Below are 17,297 nucleotides of genomic sequence, written 5' to 3' on the forward strand. Positions count from 1 at the left end.
GGCATCGATCCCGCGGCTGGCTTCTGTCCTGGAACACACCACCAAGGAGCCGAGTTGATGGCGTTTCTTTCCGAAGCCGAAGTCGAACAGGCGCTGCTGGAACAGTTGCTCGGGCTGGGCTATGCCGTTGTTTCGGATGACGTCGTCGGCCCGGACGGCAGGCAGCCGGAGCGCGAGAGCCACGACGAGGTGGTGTTCAGGAAGCGCTTCGAGGACGCGGTGGCGCGCCTGAATCCCGGCCTGCCTGCCGAGGCGCGGCAGGACGCCGTGCGCAAGCTGATGCAGTCCGAACTGCCGGCGCTGCTGGAAGAGAACCGCCGCCTGCACAGGCTGATCACCGAAGGCGTGGACGTCGAGTACTACGCGACCGAAGGCGAGCAGCGTGGCACGCTCACCGCCGGCAAGGTGGCGCTGATCGACTTCGATCACCCTGAGCGCAACGACTGGCTGGCGGTGAGCCAGTTCGTGGTGATCAACGGGCAGAACAAGCGGCGCCCGGATGTGGTGGTGTTCGTGAACGGCCTGCCGCTGGCGGTGATCGAGTTGAAGGCGCCGGGCAGCGACAACGCTACGCTGGTGGGCGCCTTCAATCAGTTGCAGACCTACAAGCAGCAGATTTCGGCGCTGTTCCACAGCAATGCGCTGCTGGTGACCTCCGACGGCATCGCGGCGCGGGTGGGCTCGCTCTCGGCCGACCTGGAGCGCTTCATGCCCTGGCGCACCACCGACGGTAGCGCGGTGGCGCCGAAGGGCGCGCCGGAACTGTCCACGCTGATAGCGGGCGTGTTCGAGCAGGGCCGGCTGTTGTCCCTGCTGCGGGATTTCACCGTGTTCGGCAACACTTTGGATAAAAGCGGCGGCGCGGGGCTGGCCAAGATCATCGCCGGCTATCACCAGTTTCACGCGGTGCGGCATGCGGTGGCGTCCACCCTGCGTGCTTCGGCGCCGGTGCAGGGCGTGGCCGAAGACCCGGCGAACTATGGACTGCCTTCCGTGGCGACACAAGCCAGGGGCGACCGGCGCGCGGGGGTGATCTGGCACACCCAGGGCTCCGGCAAGAGCCTGCTGATGGCCTTCTACGCCGGGCAACTGGTCCGCCACCCGGCGATGGCCAACCCGACCCTGGTGGTGCTCACCGACCGCAACGACCTGGACGACCAGCTCTTCGCCACCTTTTCGATGTGCCGCGACCTGATCCGCCAGACGCCGGTGCAGGCCGAGAGCCGCGAGGACTTGCAGAAGCTGCTGAACCGGGCCTCCGGCGGGGTGATCTTCACCACCCTGCAGAAGTTCGGCGAGCTTGGCGAGCCGCTCACCACGCGGCGCAACGTGGTGGTGATTGCGGACGAAGCGCACCGCAGCCAGTACGGCTTCAAGGCCAAGGTGGATGCGAAGACCGGCGAGATCTCCTACGGCTTCGCCAAGTACCTGCGCGATGCGCTGCCCAATGCCTCCTTCATCGGCTTTACCGGCACGCCCATCGAGGCGGACGACGTGAACACCCCGGCGGTGTTCGGCCACTACATCGACGTGTACGACATCAGCCGCGCGGTGGAGGACGGCGCCACGGTGCCGATCTACTATGAATCGCGGCTGGCGCGCATCGAGCTGGACGAGGACGAGAAGCCGAAGATCGACGCCGAGGTCGATGCGCTGACCGAGGACGACTCCGAGGCCGAGCAGGAGCGCTTCAAGCAGAAATGGGCCACGGTGGAGGCGCTGGTGGGTAGCGACAAGCGCCTGGCGCTGGTGGCGCAGGACATGGTCGCCCACTTCGAGGACCGCGTCGCGGCGCTGGATGGCAAGGCGATGGTGGTGTGCATGAGCCGGCGCATCTGCGTGAAGCTCTACGACGAGATCATCCGGCTGCGCCCCGACTGGCACAGCGACGACGACAAGGCCGGTGCGGTGAAGATCGTGATGACCGGCGCCGCCTCCGACCCGGCCGGATGGCAGCCGCACATCGGCAACAAGGCGCGGCGCGATCTGCTCGCCAGGCGGGCGCGCGACCCGCAGGACCCGCTCAAGCTGGTGATCGTGCGCGACATGTGGCTGACCGGCTTCGACGCGCCCTGCATGCACACCATGTATGTGGACAAGCCGATGCAGGGGCACGGCCTGATGCAGGCGATCGCGCGGGTGAACCGGGTGTTCCGCGACAAGCCGGCCGGCTTGATCGTGGACTACATCGGCATCGCGCAAAGCCTCAAGTCGGCCTTGCAGCAGTATTCCCGGAAGGACCAGGAGAACACCGGCGTCGACGAGGCCCAGGCGGTCGCGGTGTTGCTGGAGAAGTACGAGGTGGTGCGCGACATGTACCACGGCTTCGACTATCTCTCCGCGCTGGGCGGCACGCCGCTGCAACGCCTGGCCATGATGGCCGGCGCCATCGAGTGGATACTCGCCCTGCAGCAGAAGCTGGCCGCGGCCGAAAAGACCCCGGAAGGCAAGAAGAACGTCCATCGCCGCTACCAGGATGCGGTGCTGGCGCTGTCCAAGGCGTTCGCGCTGGCCTCGGCCTCCGACGAGGCCCGCCGGATCCGCGAGGAGGTCGGCTTCTTCCAGGCCATCCGCGCCGCGCTGGTGAAGAGCGCGACCGCCTCCGGCGCGACCCGGCAGGAGCGCGAGCTGGCAATCCAGCAGATCGTCAGCCGCGCGGTGGTATCGACCGAGATCGTGGACATCCTCGCCGCTGCGGGTATCAAGAGCCCGGACATCTCCATCCTCTCCGACGAGTTCCTCGCCGAAGTGCAGCAGATGGAGAAGAAGAACCTGGCGCTGGAGGCTCTGCGCAAACTGCTCAACGACGGCATCCGCTCGCGCAGCAAAGCCAACGTGGTCGAGACCCGCGCGTTCTCGGAGCGCCTGGAAGACGCCGTGGCGCGCTACCACGCCAACGCCATCACCACCGCCGAGGTGCTGCAGGAGCTGATCGCGCTCGCCAAGGACATCCGTGCGGCGCGTCAACGCGGCGAGGAGTCCGGCCTGTCCGACGAGGAAATCGCCTTCTACGACGCGCTGGCCGAGAACGAAAGCGCGGTGCAGATGCTGGGTGACGACAAGCTGCGGCTGATCGCCCACGAACTGCTGATGAGCCTGCGCGAGAACGTCACGGTGGACTGGGCGCACCGCGAAGCGGCCCGCGCGCGGATGCGGGTGCTGGTCAAGCGCATCCTGCGCAAGTACGGCTACCCGCCCGACCTGCAGGACGCGGCGGTGCAGACGGTGCTGCAGCAGGCCGAGGCGCTGTCGTCGGGGTGGTCGGTGTTGCGCGAAGGCGCGTGCTGACTTTCGTCGAGTGTGGCGGGGATGCCACGGCGCGTGCCAGTCGGAAGCGAAAAACGCGCCAGGGGGCGCGTTTTTCATGGGTGTCTGGCGGACAGGGCGGGATTCGAACCCGCGTCAGGGTATTACCCTGAACACGCTTTCCAGGCGTGCGACTTAAACCACTCATCCACCTGTCCGTGGAAGCCCGCCATTGTATCGACAAAGCAAGGGCAGTGGAAGCCCTGCGGGTGGGCTTCAGTGGCTGGCGCGCCAGTCGCGGACGAAGTCGGCGAGGGCGGGGGCGGCGAGGGGGCGACTGAAGTGGTAGCCCTGCAGCAGATCGCAGCCGAGTTGGGTGAGCATGCCGAGTTGCGCGGGGCCTTCGACGCCTTCGGCGACGACTTCCAGACCGAGGGTGTGGGCCAGCGAGATGGTCGCGGCGCTGATGGCGGCGTCGTTGGGGTTGCTCTCGATGTCGTGCACGAAGCTGCGGTCGAGCTTGAGGCGGCTGATCGGCAGCAGCTTGAGGTAGGACAGCGAGGAGTAGCCGGTGCCGAAGTCGTCGATGGCCAGGGCGATGCCCATGTCGCGCAACTGGGTGAGGATGCCGATGGTGCTCTCGGGGTCGCGCATGGCGACGGATTCGGTGACTTCGAGTTCGAGGTCGGCCGGCTGCAGGCCGTGTTGTTCGATGCTGCGGCCGATCAGGCGGGGCAGTTCGCGCAGGCGCAGTTGATGGGCGGAGAGGTTGATCGACATGCGCAGTCCGTCGATGCCGGCGCTGCGCCAGCGGGCGAGCTGGGCGAGGGCTTCGTCGATCACCCAGGCGCCGATGGGGACGATGAGCCCGGTGTCTTCGGCGAGGGGGATGAACTGGTTGGGAGGGACCATCTCCTCGTCGGGGGGCTGCCAGCGCAGCAGGGCCTCGACGCCGACGATGTGCTCGCCGATGGTGGTGAACTGGGGCTGGTAGTGGAGGAGGAAGTGCCCGTGTTCGAGGGCGTCGCGCAGGCGGGTTTCTGTGCGCACGCGCATGGCGGCGGCTTCGTTGAGGCGGCTGTCGAAGAGCTGGATGTTGTTACGCCCCTCGCCCTTGGCGTGGTACATGGCGGCATCTGCGGCACGCATCAGGGTGTCGGCGTCGCGGCCGTCGAGGGGGTAGAGGCTGACGCCGAGGCTGAGCGTGGTGTGCAGGGCGTGGCCGTCGATGTCGAAACGTTCGCCGACATGCTGGCGGATCTTCTCGCACAGGGCGATGGCGACCTGGGCATCGTCGAGGCGGGTGAGGACGATGATGAACTCGTCGCCGCCGAGGCGGGCGACGATGTCGCTGTCGCGCACGGCAGCGCGCAGGCGTTCGGCGACACTGATGAGCAGGCGGTCGCCGATGTGATGGCCGAGGCTGTCGTTGATGAACTTGAAGTTGTCGAGGTCGGCGAAGACCACTGCGAGGGCATTGCCGTCACGGCGGGCGTCGGCCAGCGCCTGGCGGATGCGGCCCTCCAGTTGCAGGCGGTTGGGCAGGCCGGTGAGGGGGTCGTGGTGGGCCAGGTGCTGGATGCGCTCTTCGATCTGCTTGCGCTCGGTGATGTCGGTGAAGCTGGCGATGTGGTGGGTGGTCTCGCCGGCGGCGTTGCGGATGGAGCTGATGCTCAGCCACTTCGGGTAGATGGCGCCGTCCTTGCGGCGGTCCCAGATCTCGCCTTGCCAGTAACCGGAGCTGTCGATCGAGCGCCACATGTGGCGATAGACGCTCTCTGAGGTGAGGCCGGCGGAGAGGATGCGCGGGTTGCGGCCGCGTACTTCGTCGAGACTGTAGCCGGTGAGGGCGGTGAAGGCGCGGTTGGCGGTGATGATGGCGTTGCTGGCATCGGTGATGAGGATGGCTTCGCCGCTGTGTTCGAAGACGCTGGCCATCAGGCGCAGCTGTGCCTCGGTGCTCTTGCGCGCACGGATGTCGGTGAGGATGTTGGCGATCAGTCGCGGCGTGCCTTCCTCGTCGCGCACGAAGAAGTAGTTCTCCTCGACGTCGAGAAGGTCGCCGTCGCACCGCCGCAGGCGCATCTCGCCGCTCCAGTGGCCGGTGCGCATTACCGTTGGCAGCACCTCGTTGAGCAACTTGTCGTGAAGTTCGGGCGGGTAGTAGTCGGCGATCCTGCGGCCGACAGCGTCTTCCGGCCGCGCCTCGCCGATCATGCGTGTCAGCGCCGGGTTGACGTAGGTGATGGTGCCGTCGAGTTCGGCCATGCCGAAGCCGCAGTCCGTAGCGTTGGCAAAGCCTTCGAAGCGCTGCAGGCTTTCGCAGAGAGCCTCCGTCTGGGCGGACTTGTGCGCCGCGCGTTGCTGATGGCGGCGGCGTTCGCGGCACAATTGCTGGCACAGCAGTATGGTGCCGGCGAGGACAGTGGCCAGCAGGGTAACGGTGACCAGGGCGGCGAGCGGCCATTCGGCGGCTGCGCCCGCGGAGGCCTGTGCGGGCGCGCACAGGCCTGCGACCGCGCCAAGAGCCGGCAGTCGGCTGGGCGCCACGGCGGAGCAGGGTAAGGCGGGACGTGGCATGGGCGGGGCGGCAAGGCAGTGATTGCCCCCAGTATGGGCATTGTCGCCGGCTGTCGTAAACCCCGATCCGCGTATATGGCGAATGTAGTGGTGGCATCGATCAACCCGGCAATCGAATACCGTTCGGGCTGAGCCCCTCGACAAGCCTGTCCTTCGGCTGCGTTCAGGAGAGCCTTGATTGCCAGGTCAATACAAACAAGTGAGGCGTGGCGCAGCGGCGGACTTGCGGCGTCCGCCGTTGGTCTTGCCGGGTGGCGGCATCAGCAGCCTTCGGAGGCGCTGAGCTCCTGCGCGCGCAGGGCGGCGCTCAGGGCCAGGGCGAAGGTGGCGATGCAGGCCGCTGCGCCGGGGTTGCCGGTGCCCAGCAAGAGGCCGCCGAGGCTGCCGCAGGTGGTGAGGAGGAGTGTGATGCGCGCTTTCATGGGGCGTCTCGCGATTTTCCTGTGTGGTGTAACAATATACAGTTACTGGCCCAAAGGCAAGCCTGGCGCGAATGTCGGCGGAAACTCCCCAGGATGGTGCTAAAGGCGGACAGGGGACGGCTACACTGCAGTGTGACGGGTTTAACGACAGGTATTCTTGGCGTCATATAAGGTGTGAGAAAATGTGTGCAACGTCGGATCCGGCTTCTCCGGATCGGGAGTCAGGTCGTGCTCAAGGTATTCAGTCATTACTTCCCCTCTCACACCGTCCTCAAGATCCTCATGGACGTTGTCCTGCTGTGCTTTGCGGTCAGCGTCGCGATTGCGCTGCAGTTCCGGGGGGCCAAGGTTGAATGGGCGCTGGTGGTGCCCTCGGCGATGCTCTTCGCGGTGGCGATGATCGCGCTCAACAGCGTGCTGGGCCTCTACCGTCCGTGCGGCGGCTCGCCGCGAGATGCTTTCGTGCGCGTGGTGCTCGGGCTGGCGGTGAGCGTGCCGGTGGCCTACGGGGTGTTTCTGGTGCTGCCGTGGGACTACTTCGCCTCGGAGGCGATCCAGCTTACCGTGCTGACGCTGATGGGCGGGGTGCTGGCCTTGCGTGGGGCGCTCAACCGCCGCCAGGAAAACGCCTTTTTCACCCGCCGGGCGCTGATCGTCGGTGGCGGCGCGGACGCGGTCTCTGTTGAGCGCGCGCTGTCGCGCCCGGCGTCCAGCGGTGTCGAGGTGGTGGGCTTCTATCTGCCGGAGAGCGAGGCCGCGCAGGAGGTCAGCAGTGCGCGCCTGGTGGGGCAGGGCCAGAACCTCCTCGACGTGGTGCGCCAGCATCGTGTCGGTCAGGTCATCGTCGCGGTGCGCGAGCGCCGCGGCGGGGTGCTGCCGCTGCGCGAACTGCTCGACTGCAAGTTGCACGGCATTCAGGTGCAGGATCTGACCTGCTTCTTCGAGCGCGTCACCGGCCAGGTGCGCATCGATTCGCTGAAGGCGAGCTGGCTGATCTTCGGCGACGGTTTCCGCCAGGGCTGGCTGCGCGCCTTTATCAAGCGTGCCTTCGATCTCGTTGCTGCAATGGTGCTGCTGGTGGTGACCCTGCCGATCATGCTGCTCACCATGCTGCTGATCCTCATCGAGGACGGTGCGCCGGTGTTCTACCGCCAGGAGCGTGTCGGCCAGGGCGGGCGGGTGTTCAAGGTGATCAAGTTCCGCAGCATGCGGCGCGACGCCGAGCGCGACGGCAAGCCGCGCTGGGCGTCGGCCAACGACGACCGCACTACCCGCGTCGGGCGTGTCATCCGCCGCCTGCGCATCGACGAGCTGCCGCAGCTCTTCAATGTTCTTGCCGGGCAGATGAGCATGGTCGGGCCGCGTCCCGAGCGTCCCTATTTCGTCGATCAGCTGACCCGCGACATTCCTTTCTATGCCGTGCGCCACAGTGTCAAGCCCGGCGTCACCGGGTGGGCACAGGTGCGCTACCAGTATGGCTCCTCGGTGGATGACGCCGTCAACAAGCTGCAGTACGATCTGTACTACGTGAAGAACCACACTTTCGTGCTCGACACGCTGATCCTCTTTGAAACCGTGCGCGTCGTGCTGACCGGTGAGGGTGCGCACTGACCGGCAGGGCGTGCCGGCCGTCGGGGCAGCCTGGCTCTGCCTCTTGAAGTCGAGGCCCGATGTTTCCTGAACTGCCATCCATTGCGGTGTGGGGCTACGGCCTCGCCGCGGCGGCCCACGTTGTCTTTGCACTGTATCTGCTCGGTGGCTGGCGCGGCGGGCGCGCCGGAGGCGTGCTGCTGCTGGCGGTCTGCTGCGGGGCGCTGTGGGCCGCGGGTTCGGCCTTGCTGGCATGGGCGCCGGCACCCTGGCTGACCCGCGTGGTCGGTGCGCTGGAGATCCTCCGCGTCGCCTCGTGGTTCCTTTTCCTGCTCGTGCTGCTGCAGCCCCTGCATGGCGACAAGGGGCGCTGGGCGCGGCGCGCGGCGGTGCTGGTGGTCGTTGCGCTGGCACTGCCGGTGCTGTTGCCTGCGGATGCCTTCGGCCTTGAACCGGCGCTGCTCGGCAAGCTTGCCCTGGGAGCCTTCATGGGCAGCGCGGTGTTCGGCATGGTGCTGGTCGAGCAGCTCTTCCGCAGCCTGCCGGCGGATGCGCGCTGGGCGCTGAAGCCCTTGTGCCTGGGGTTGGTCGCCGGCTGGATGTTCGAACTCTACTTTTTCGCCGACGGCGTCCTCTTCGCCCGCCCCGATATCGACGTCTGGTCGGTGCGCGGCGTGGTCCATACCCTGGTGATTCCATTGGTGGCGATGTCGGCGGCGCGCAACCCGTCGTGGACGCTGCGCATTTCGGTGTCGCGCGAGGTGGTCTTTCACTCCACCGCACTGGCGGTGGCCGGCGGTTATCTGCTGGTGATCGCCGCGGCGGGCTACTACGTGCGTTTTGTCGGTGGCGACTGGGGCAGGGCGCTGCAGATGACCCTGCTCTTCGCCGGCCTGCTGCTGCTTGGCGTGCTGGCGGGTTCCGGTGCCACCCGCGCGCGCCTGCGGGTGCTGCTCAACAAGCATCTCTTTCCCTACCGTTACGACTACCGCACCGAGTGGCTGCGCTTCACCCAGGCGCTGGCAGCCGCGGACGAGGGGCTGGACCTCGGGCAGTCGGTGATCAAGGCGCTTTCCGATCTCGTCGAGAGTCCCGGCGGCATCCTCTGGCTGCGCGATGCCGAAGGGCGCTATGTGCCGCATTCGCGCCTCAACACGCCGGGCTGCGATGCCGAGGAGCCGGCCGATGGCCGCCTGTGCCGCTTCCTCGCCGAGCGCGAGTGGGTCATCGACCTCGAGGAGTTCCGTGTGCACCGCACGCGCTATGGCGATCTTGCCCTGCCGGAGTGGCTGCTTACCCTGGAAGATGCCTGGCTGGTCATTCCGCTGCGCTCGGCCAATACGCTGACCGGCTTCGTCGTCCTCAACGCCGCGCGCGTGCCCTTCGAGATCGACTGGGAGGTGCTCGACCTCCTGAAGACCGCACAGCGTCAGGCGGCCAGTTACCTGGCGCGCATGCAGGTCACCGAGGCGCTGATCGAGGCGCGCAAGTTCGACGCCTTCAACCGCATGTCGGCCTTCGTCGTCCACGACCTGAAGAACCTCGTCGCGCAGCTCTCGCTGATGCTCAAGAACGCCGAACGTCATCGCGACAATCCCGAGTTCCAGCAGGACATGCTGGAGACCGTTGCCCACGTCGAGAGCCGCATGCGCGCGCTGATGGCGCAGTTGCAGGAGAAGCGCTCCATCGATGCGGTGCGCGCGGTCGATGTCGTTGCCGTGCTGCAGCGTATCGTCGGTGCGCGGCGTGCGCGCCTGCCACGTCCGCAACTGCTCGCTGCGCCTGCTGCCGCCATCGAGGTCATGGCCCATGCCGAACGGCTGGAGCGCGTGTTGGGGCATCTCGTGCAAAATGCCCTCGACGCCACCCCTGAGAGTGGTAATGTGACATTGAAACTGCATGAAGCCGATGACGCTTTCGTGGACATCGAGGTCGCCGACACGGGTTGTGGCATGTCGCCGGCCTTCATCCGCGAACGTCTTTCGCGTCCCTTCCAGACCACCAAGGAAGGCGGCATGGGGCTGGGGGTGTATGAGACCGCCCAGTACCTGCGCGAGCTCGGCGGCAGCGTTGAATACGATAGTGAGGAAGGGCGGGGAACACGGGTGCGGGTGAGGCTGCCGCGGAGGCAGCGCGCGGCGCCCGGTGCGCTTGCCGTGCCCCCGGCCGCGATGGAGTGATGACGGATCCCAGACATGTCCGATAAGCGTATCCTGCTCATCGTCGAGGATGACCCCGCGCTGCAGAAGCAGATGCGCTGGGCCTTCGACGCCTTTGAAACGGTGGTGGCCAGCGACCGCGAAAGCGCCATCGCGCAGTTGCGCCGTCACGAACCGGCGGTGGTCACCATGGATCTGGGCCTGCCGCCGGCCCCCGACGACGTCAGCGAGGGTTTCCGCCTCCTCGGCGAGATGCTGGCGCTGGCCCCTGATACCAAGGTGGTGGTGCTCACCGGCCAGCACGACCGCGAGAACGCCGTGCGCGCGGTCGGCATGGGGGCCTACGATTTCTTCGCCAAGCCTTTCGAGCCCGAGCTGCTTACCCTGACCCTGGAGCGCGCCTTCCGCCTCCATGACCTGCAGAACGAGAACCAGCGTCTGCAGGCCGCCCGCGGCAGTGCGCTGGACGGTCTGATCACCCGCGACGCGACGATGCTGAAGGTCTGCCGCACGGTGGAGAAGGTCGCCGCCGCGGCGGTCACCGTGGCCCTGCTGGGTGAGAGCGGTACCGGCAAGGAGGTGCTGGCGCGCGCCGTGCATGCGCTGTCGCCGCGTGCCGCAGGGCGCTTCGTGGCGATCAACTGCGCGGCGATTCCGGAGAACCTTCTCGAAAGCGAGCTCTTCGGCTACGAGAAGGGTGCCTTCACCGGTGCGGTGAAGCAGACCCCGGGCAAGATCGAGACCGCCCACAAGGGCACCCTCTTCCTCGACGAGATCGGCGATCTGCCGATGGCCCTGCAGGCCAAGCTGCTGCGCTTCCTGCAGGAACGGGTCATCGAGCGCATCGGCGGGCGCGAGGAGATCCCCGTCGACGTGCGCGTGGTCTGTGCCACCCACCGCGACCTCAAGGCGCGCATCGGCGAAGGCCTGTTCCGCGAGGACCTCTATTACCGCCTCGCCGAGATCGTCATCGACATCCCGCCGCTGCGTGCCCGCGAGGGCGATGCCAGCCTGCTCGCGCATGCCTTCGTGCAGCGTTTTGCGCGCGACAACGGCCGCGGCAGCATGCAATTCTCCGACGATGCGCTTGACGCCATCGCCGCCCACCGCTGGCCGGGCAATGTGCGCGAGCTGGAGAACTGCCTCAAGCGCGCGGTGATCATGGCCGACGGCAACCGCATCACCGCCGACGACCTCGGGCTCGAAGCCGGAGAGGCCGACCTCTCCTACCTCAACCTGCGCCAGGTGCGCGACGAAGCCGAGCGCCAGGCCGTGGTGCGCGTGCTCGCCCGCACCAACAACAACATCGCCCGGGCGGCCGAAATCCTCGGCATCAGCCGCCCGTCGCTGTATGACCTGATGAACCGCTTCGGCCTCAAGAAGGAGTCCTGACCGTGCCTGCCTCCGCGTTTCCGCGCCGCACCCCGCTGCGCCCGTTGCTCGTCGCCGCCCTCGTTGCCAGCCTGCTCGGCGGGTGCAGCGATTCCCCCGAGAAGATGCTGGCCTCGGCGCGCGGCTATCTCGCCAGCCAGGACCTCCAGGCGGCCAGCATCCAGCTCAAGAATGCCTTGCAGAAGGACGGCTCGCTGGCCGAGGCGCGCTTCCTGCTCGGCCAGGTCAACCTCCAGCTGGGTGACGTGCCCGGGGCAGTGAAGGAGCTTCAGCGCGCCGAGGAGCTCGGCTACCCGGCCGAGCAGGTGAGCCCCTGGCTGGTGCGGGCGCTGGTGCAGAGCGCCGAGTTCGACCGCGTCATCGAGCGCTACGCCAGCGTCACCCTCGCCGATGCCAACGCCCAGGCCACCGTGCTCAGCGGCCTTGGTCAGGCCTATCTTGCCAAGGCCAGCCTGCAGCCGGCGCGCACCGCCTACGAAGGCGCGCTCGCCGCCGATCCCGACAACCTCGTCGCGCGCATCGGCCTGGCGCGCACCAAGTTCTTCGCTGGCGATCTCGATGGCGCGGAAGCCGACGTCGAGGCCGTACTCGGCAGCGACCCGAAGGCCTTCGAGGCCCACGTGCTGAAGGTGGACGTGATGCTTGCCCGCCAGCGCCCGGAGGCCGCCATCGATGCGCTGCGCGCGGCGCTCGAGCTCGACCCCGCGCAACTGCCGGTGCGCTATGAACTGGCCAATCTGCTGTTGCGCATGGATCGCATCGACGAAGCCCGTGCCGAGGTCGAGCAGATGAAGCGCACTGCCCCCGACAGCCCCAGCACGCTCTACCTGCAGGCCTCTCTCGATTTCCGCGACGGCCGCATTGCCGAATCGCGCGACGCCGTGCTGAAGTCGCTCGAACGGGCGCCCAACTTCCTCCCCGGCCAGCTCCTTGCCGGCACCACGCTGTTCCGCCTCAACGAGCATGTGACCGCGCAGGTGCACCTCAACAAGGTCCTCGAACGCATGCCGGGGCAGGTCCAGGCCCTTCGCCTGCTTGGTCTCTCGCTGCTCGCCACTGCCCAGCCCGGCCGTGCGCTGGAGGTGGTGCGGCCGCTGATCGACGCCAATGCCGACGACCCTGCCAGTCTTACGGTGATCGGCCAGGTGCAGCTCGCCAACGGCAACTTCGACGGCGCCGCGGAATCCTTCGCGCGTGCCACCCGCCTCGATCCCGACAGCGCCGAGGCGCGCATGCGCCTGGGCGTTGCGCGCCTGGCGCGTGGCGATGCCGCGGCCTTTGCCGATCTCGAAGCGGCCACCGTGCTCGACCCCGACGGTGCGCAGGCCGACACCGCGCTGGTGCTCGCCCATCTGCGGGCCAACAACTTCGACGCCGCGCTGCGCGCCGTCGATACCTTGCTGAGCCGTCATCCGCAGAACGCCGAAGCCCATAACCTGAAGGGCGGCGTGATGCTTGCCCGCCGTGACTTCGGCGCTGCCCGTGCGTCCTTCGACGAGGCCCTGCGCCTGCGTCCCGACCTGCTCGCCGCAGTGATCAACCTTGCCCGCGTCGACGTCGCCGAACAGCAGACCGAGGCTGCAGTGGCGCGCTTCGAAGCCTTCATCAAGGCCAATCCGCGCAATATCGATGCCTATCTGGCGGCTGCCGAACTGAAGCAGATCAGCGGCGCCAGCGACGCCGACATCCTCTCCACCCTCGAGCGTGCCGCCGCTGCGGCGCCTGCCGCGCTGCCGCCCAAGCTGGCGCTGGTGCGCCACCACCTGCGTGTGCGCGATACCCGCAGAGCCCTCGCCGTGGCGCAGGAAGCCGCCGCTGCCAACAACAACGACCCCGGCGCGGTGGAAGCGCTTGCGCGTGCGCAGTTCGCCCACGGCGAGCACCAGCAGGCGCTCAGCTCCTACGGCCGGCTGACCAGCCTGCTGCCGCAGTCGCCGGCGCCCCATGTCGAGATGGCCGGCGTGCATTGGGCGATGAAGGACGTTGCCGGGACCGAACAGGCGCTGCGCCGCGCGCTGGCCGTGCGAGCGGACTTTGCCGAAGCGAATCGCCGCCTGCTCGCCATCCTGCTCGAACAGCAGCGCGAAGACGATGCCCTTGTCCATGCCCGCGCGATGCAGCGCGTGAAGGGCGCCGAACTGCCCGGGGTGGTCGCCGAGGGCGACATCCTCGCCCGCAAGGGCGAGTGGCCGGCGGCTGCCGCGGCCTACGCGCGCGCGCTGCAGTTGAACCGCAATGGCGAACTGCTTGCCAAGCAGCACGCCGCGCTGCTGCGTGCCGGGCGCAATGCCGAAGGTGAGCGCCTGCTTGGCGAGTGGCTGCGCAGCGAGCCGCGTGATGTCGTCGTGCGCAGCTATCTTGCCGAACGCGCGCTCGCCGAGCGTCGCCTGCAGGATGCGCGGCGCATCTACCGCGAGATCCTCGCCATCGCCCCGGACAGCGCCCTGGTGCTCAACAACCTCGCCTGGGTCGCCGGCCAGCTCGGCGACGCCGATGCCGTCGAGCTCGCCGAGCGCGCGCTGGCACTGGCCCCCGACAACCCTGCCATCCTCGACACCCTGGGGGTGCTGCAGGTCGAGCGCGGGCAGGTCGACCAGGGCCTGGCCAATCTCAATCGCGCGGTAAGCCTGGCACCGGCCCTCGGCCAGCTGCGCCTCAGCCTGGCCAAGGCCTATCTCGGTCTCGGCCGCAAGGACGAGGCCCGTCGCGAACTCGATACCGTGCTGCAGCAGAGCGCCGCCGGCACGCCGCTGCATACCGAAGCCACCGCCCTGCGCGGCGGCCTGTGAACGCCACCACAGCCTCCTAGAGAAACGGAAAACACCGCATCATGACCACCATCGCAGTCATCGGCCTGGGCTACGTCGGCCTGCCGCTTGCCGTCGAATTCGGCAGGAAGTTCCGTACCCTGGGCTTCGACCTCTCCGCCGAGAAGGTCGCCAGCTACCGCAACGGCGTCGATCCCACCGGCGAGGTGTCGTCGGCGGATCTGCGCGCCGCCACGCAACTGAGCTGCCATACCGACCCGGCGGTGATCGCCGAGGCCGACTTCATCGTCGTCGCCGTGCCGACGCCGGTCGATGAGGCCCACAAGCCCGATTTCACTCCGCTGGAGAAGTCCTCGCAGACCGTCGGCCGCCACCTCAAACGCGGCGCCATCGTGGTCTATGAATCGACGGTCTATCCGGGCGCCACCGAAGAGGTGTGCATCCCCATCCTCGAGCGCGAATCCGGCCTCAAGTGGCAGCAGGACTTCTTCGTCGGCTACAGCCCGGAGCGCATCAACCCCGGCGACAAGGAACGCACCCTGACCCGCATCGTCAAGGTGGTCTCCGGCGACAGCCCGGCGACGCTGGCCAAGGTGCAGGAGATCTATGGCGCGGTGATCAGCGCCGGGGTCTATCCGGCCAGCTCGATCAAGGTCGCCGAGGCCGCCAAGGTGATCGAGAACACCCAGCGCGACCTCAACATCGCGCTGATGAACGAGTTGTCGATCATCTTCCACAAGATCGGCATCGACACCCTGGAGGTGCTCGAAGCGGCGGGCACGAAGTGGAACTTCCTGCCTTTCCGCCCCGGCCTGGTCGGTGGCCACTGCATCGGCGTCGATCCCTACTACCTCACCCACAAGGCCGAGATGCTCGGTCACCACCCGCAGGTCATCCTCGCCGGGCGACGCATCAACGACGGCATGGGCAAGTACGTTGCCGAGCAGACGGTGAAGCAGATGATCGCCGCCGGCAGCGCGATCAACGGCGCCGACGTCATCGTGCTCGGGCTCACCTTCAAGGAGAACTGCCCGGACCTGCGCAACAGCAAGGTCATCGACGTCATCCGCGAACTGCAAAGCTATGGCTGCCGCGTCCATGTCCACGACCCGGTGGCCGAATCGGCCGAAGCCGAGCACGAGTACGGCGTTGCGCTGACCCCGTGGGAGGCGCTGCCGCGCGCGCAGGCCATTGTCGCTGCGGTCAGTCACGCCGAATACCGCCGCATGGGTGAGGCTGCGCTGCTCGGCAAGCTGGTCGCAGGCGGCGTGTTTGCCGACGTCAAGTCGGTCTACGACGTCGCCGCGCTGCATGCCGGTGGCGCGCGGGTGTGGCGTCTGTAGCAGCCTGTGCCACACTGAACAGGGCGGGTCTGCACACGGGAGGGCAGGGCGGATGAAGGCGATCCACGGCTTGGTACTGGCGACCCTGCTCGGCGCCGCCGGCACGGCGCTCGCCGATCCCGTGGGCGAGGCCTTCGCCGCGCATGCCGCCTATCTCGCCCGTGCCGCGGTGGCCTACGAGCACGGCGAAGGGGTGCCGCGCGAACCCGCGCGTGCCGCGGCGATGTATTGCGAAGCCGCCCGCCTTGGCGACGCCGAAGGCATGTACGGCCTGGCCTGGATGTACGCCAACGGCCGCGGCGTAGAACGCAGCGACGCCCATGCCGGCACCCTGTTCGCGATGGCGGCCTACCTCGGGCACGCCCACGCCGAACGCATGCTGCGCTTTACCGGCGAGTACGTCGGCGAGGTGCCGGAATGCCTGCACCCCCCGGCCCACCTGCAGTATGCCGACCTCTGGGATGCCGATGCCTACCTTGCCCGCCTGGGGCCGGAGCGCCGTCGCATCGCTGCGCTGGTGGTCGAGCTGGCGCCGCAGTACGGCGTCAGCCCGCGCCTCGCGCTGGCCATCGCGGTGGCCGAATCGGCCCTCAATCCGCAGGCCCTGTCGCCGAAGAACGCCATGGGCGTGATGCAGCTCATCGCCGACACTGCCGCACGCTTCAACGTCCGCCAGCCCTGGGATCCGGAACAGAACATCCGCGGCGGGCTGCGTTACCTGCGCTGGCTGCTGGCCTATTTCGAGGGTGACGTACGCCTTGCCGTTGCTGCCTACAATGCCGGCGAAGGGGCGGTGGATCGCTACAGTGGGGTTCCGCCGTTCCGTGAAACGCGCGACTATGTCGACCGCGTGCTGGGATTCGCCCAGCAGACCGCCCACCCCTTCGATGCCGGCGTGGTGGCGCCGAGCGCGACCATCCGCGCGCTGCGCCTGGCCCGCCAGGAGGAGCACGACTCATGAGCTGCGCAAACCGTCGCCGCACCCTTGCCCTGCTGCTTGGCGGCGGCTGTGCCGCCCTGCTGCCGGCGCTGGCGGGGGCACAACTGGCCGACACCGTGCCGCGCATCCGCCCCGCGGTGGTTGCGGTGGGCACCTTCATGGCCAACCGCAACCCCTCCTTCCGTTTTCTCGGTACCGGCTTTGCCGTGGGCGACGGGCGTCTGATTGCCACCAACGCCCACGTGATTCCCGATGTGCTCGACAGCGCGCGCATGGAGACCCTCGCCATTGCGGTGGGCAATGCCCAGGGCGGCAGCGTGCGCCGTGCCCAGGTTGCCGCCAGCGATCGCGGCCGCGACCTCGCGGTGCTGCGCATCGACGGCGAGCCGTTGCCGGTGCTGACGCTGGCTGGCGCCGACAACGTGCGCGAGGGTCAGGACATCGCCTTCACCGGCTTCCCGATCGGCAACGCGCTGGGTTTTTCGCCGGTCACCCACCGCGGCATCATCGCCGCGATCACCCCCATCGGCATTCCGCAGGCCAGTTCCCGCGACCTCAATCCGGCACTCATCCGCCGCCTCGGCGGCGACCGCTTCGAGATCTACCAGCTCGACGCCACCGCCTATCCGGGCAACAGCGGCAGCCCGGTCTATGATCCGGGCAGCGGCGAGGTGATCGGCATCGTCAACATGGTGTTCGTCAAGAGCACCAAGGAAAGCGTGCTCAGCGATCCGTCGGGAATCAGCTACGCCATCCCGGTGAGCTACCTGCGCGCCATGCTTGCCAGTCTGCGGAACTATTAACCCGGCAATCAAATACCGTTCGGGCTGAGCCTGTCGAAGCCCGTCCTCTTCATC

10 protein-coding genes and 1 tRNA gene are annotated in these 17,297 nt (G+C 67.7%); 8 read left to right on the forward strand and 3 right to left on the reverse strand.

All coding sequences use genetic code 11. From position 1 onward, the window contains the following. Nucleotides 1-57: 57 nt before the first annotated feature. Nucleotides 58-3,288 (forward strand): type I restriction endonuclease subunit R, encoded by a 3,231-nt coding sequence (locus C8261_RS05835; protein ID WP_107492735.1) that lies wholly within the window; start codon nucleotides 58-60, stop codon nucleotides 3,286-3,288. 85 nt (nucleotides 3,289-3,373) lie between these two features. Here the strand turns inward: C8261_RS05835 and C8261_RS05840 are convergent. The 3 genes from C8261_RS05840 to C8261_RS17290 form a co-directional block, all read right to left on the reverse strand. Beyond that, a tRNA-Ser gene (locus C8261_RS05840) sits at nucleotides 3,374-3,464 on the reverse strand. Nucleotides 3,465-3,522: 58 nt separating this feature from the next. Then, nucleotides 3,523-5,826: a putative bifunctional diguanylate cyclase/phosphodiesterase gene (locus tag C8261_RS05845; protein WP_107492736.1), complete on the reverse strand. Its 2,304-nt coding sequence runs from the start codon at nucleotides 5,824-5,826 to the stop codon at nucleotides 3,523-3,525. Nucleotides 5,827-6,086: 260 nt separating this feature from the next. Beyond that, nucleotides 6,087-6,248 (reverse strand): hypothetical protein, encoded by a 162-nt coding sequence (locus C8261_RS17290; RefSeq protein ID WP_181358859.1) that lies wholly within the window; start codon nucleotides 6,246-6,248, stop codon nucleotides 6,087-6,089. A gap of 228 nt (nucleotides 6,249-6,476) precedes the next feature. Here C8261_RS17290 and C8261_RS05850 point away from each other — a divergent pair, with 228 nt between their 5' ends. From C8261_RS05850 to C8261_RS05880, 7 genes are read left to right on the forward strand one after another with little or no spacing between them, the layout of a single operon-like run. After that, nucleotides 6,477-7,859 (forward strand): TIGR03013 family XrtA/PEP-CTERM system glycosyltransferase, encoded by a 1,383-nt coding sequence (locus C8261_RS05850; protein WP_107492737.1) that lies wholly within the window; start codon nucleotides 6,477-6,479, stop codon nucleotides 7,857-7,859. A 59-nt stretch (nucleotides 7,860-7,918) separates the two neighbouring features. Next, a complete protein-coding gene (gene prsK / locus C8261_RS05855; RefSeq protein WP_235864848.1) occupies nucleotides 7,919-10,018 on the forward strand; it encodes an XrtA/PEP-CTERM system histidine kinase PrsK in 2,100 nt (699 codons plus the stop codon). A gap of 15 nt (nucleotides 10,019-10,033) precedes the next feature. Continuing rightward, nucleotides 10,034-11,389, forward strand: coding sequence for a PEP-CTERM-box response regulator transcription factor (gene prsR / locus C8261_RS05860; protein WP_107492738.1), 1,356 nt, complete (start codon nucleotides 10,034-10,036; stop codon nucleotides 11,387-11,389). A 2-nt stretch (nucleotides 11,390-11,391) separates the two neighbouring features. Then, entirely contained in the window at nucleotides 11,392-14,178 is a 2,787-nt protein-coding gene (prsT, locus tag C8261_RS05865) for an XrtA/PEP-CTERM system TPR-repeat protein PrsT (RefSeq protein WP_181358860.1), read from the forward strand. Between the two features lie 41 nt (nucleotides 14,179-14,219). After that, nucleotides 14,220-15,500, forward strand: a complete 1,281-nt coding sequence (locus C8261_RS05870) for a nucleotide sugar dehydrogenase (RefSeq protein ID WP_107492740.1) — start codon at nucleotides 14,220-14,222, stop codon at nucleotides 15,498-15,500. Nucleotides 15,501-15,552: 52 nt separating this feature from the next. Beyond that, nucleotides 15,553-16,461: a lytic transglycosylase domain-containing protein gene (locus C8261_RS05875; protein WP_107492741.1), complete on the forward strand. Its 909-nt coding sequence runs from the start codon at nucleotides 15,553-15,555 to the stop codon at nucleotides 16,459-16,461. After that, entirely contained in the window at nucleotides 16,458-17,243 is a 786-nt protein-coding gene (locus tag C8261_RS05880) for a S1C family serine protease (protein ID WP_107492742.1), read from the forward strand. The genes C8261_RS05875 and C8261_RS05880 overlap by 4 nt, the downstream gene beginning before the upstream one ends. Nucleotides 17,244-17,297 lie beyond the last annotated feature (54 nt).

It is taken from the genome of Pseudothauera lacus (assembly GCF_003034845.1).
GTDB lineage: Bacteria > Pseudomonadota > Gammaproteobacteria > Burkholderiales > Rhodocyclaceae > Pseudothauera > Pseudothauera lacus.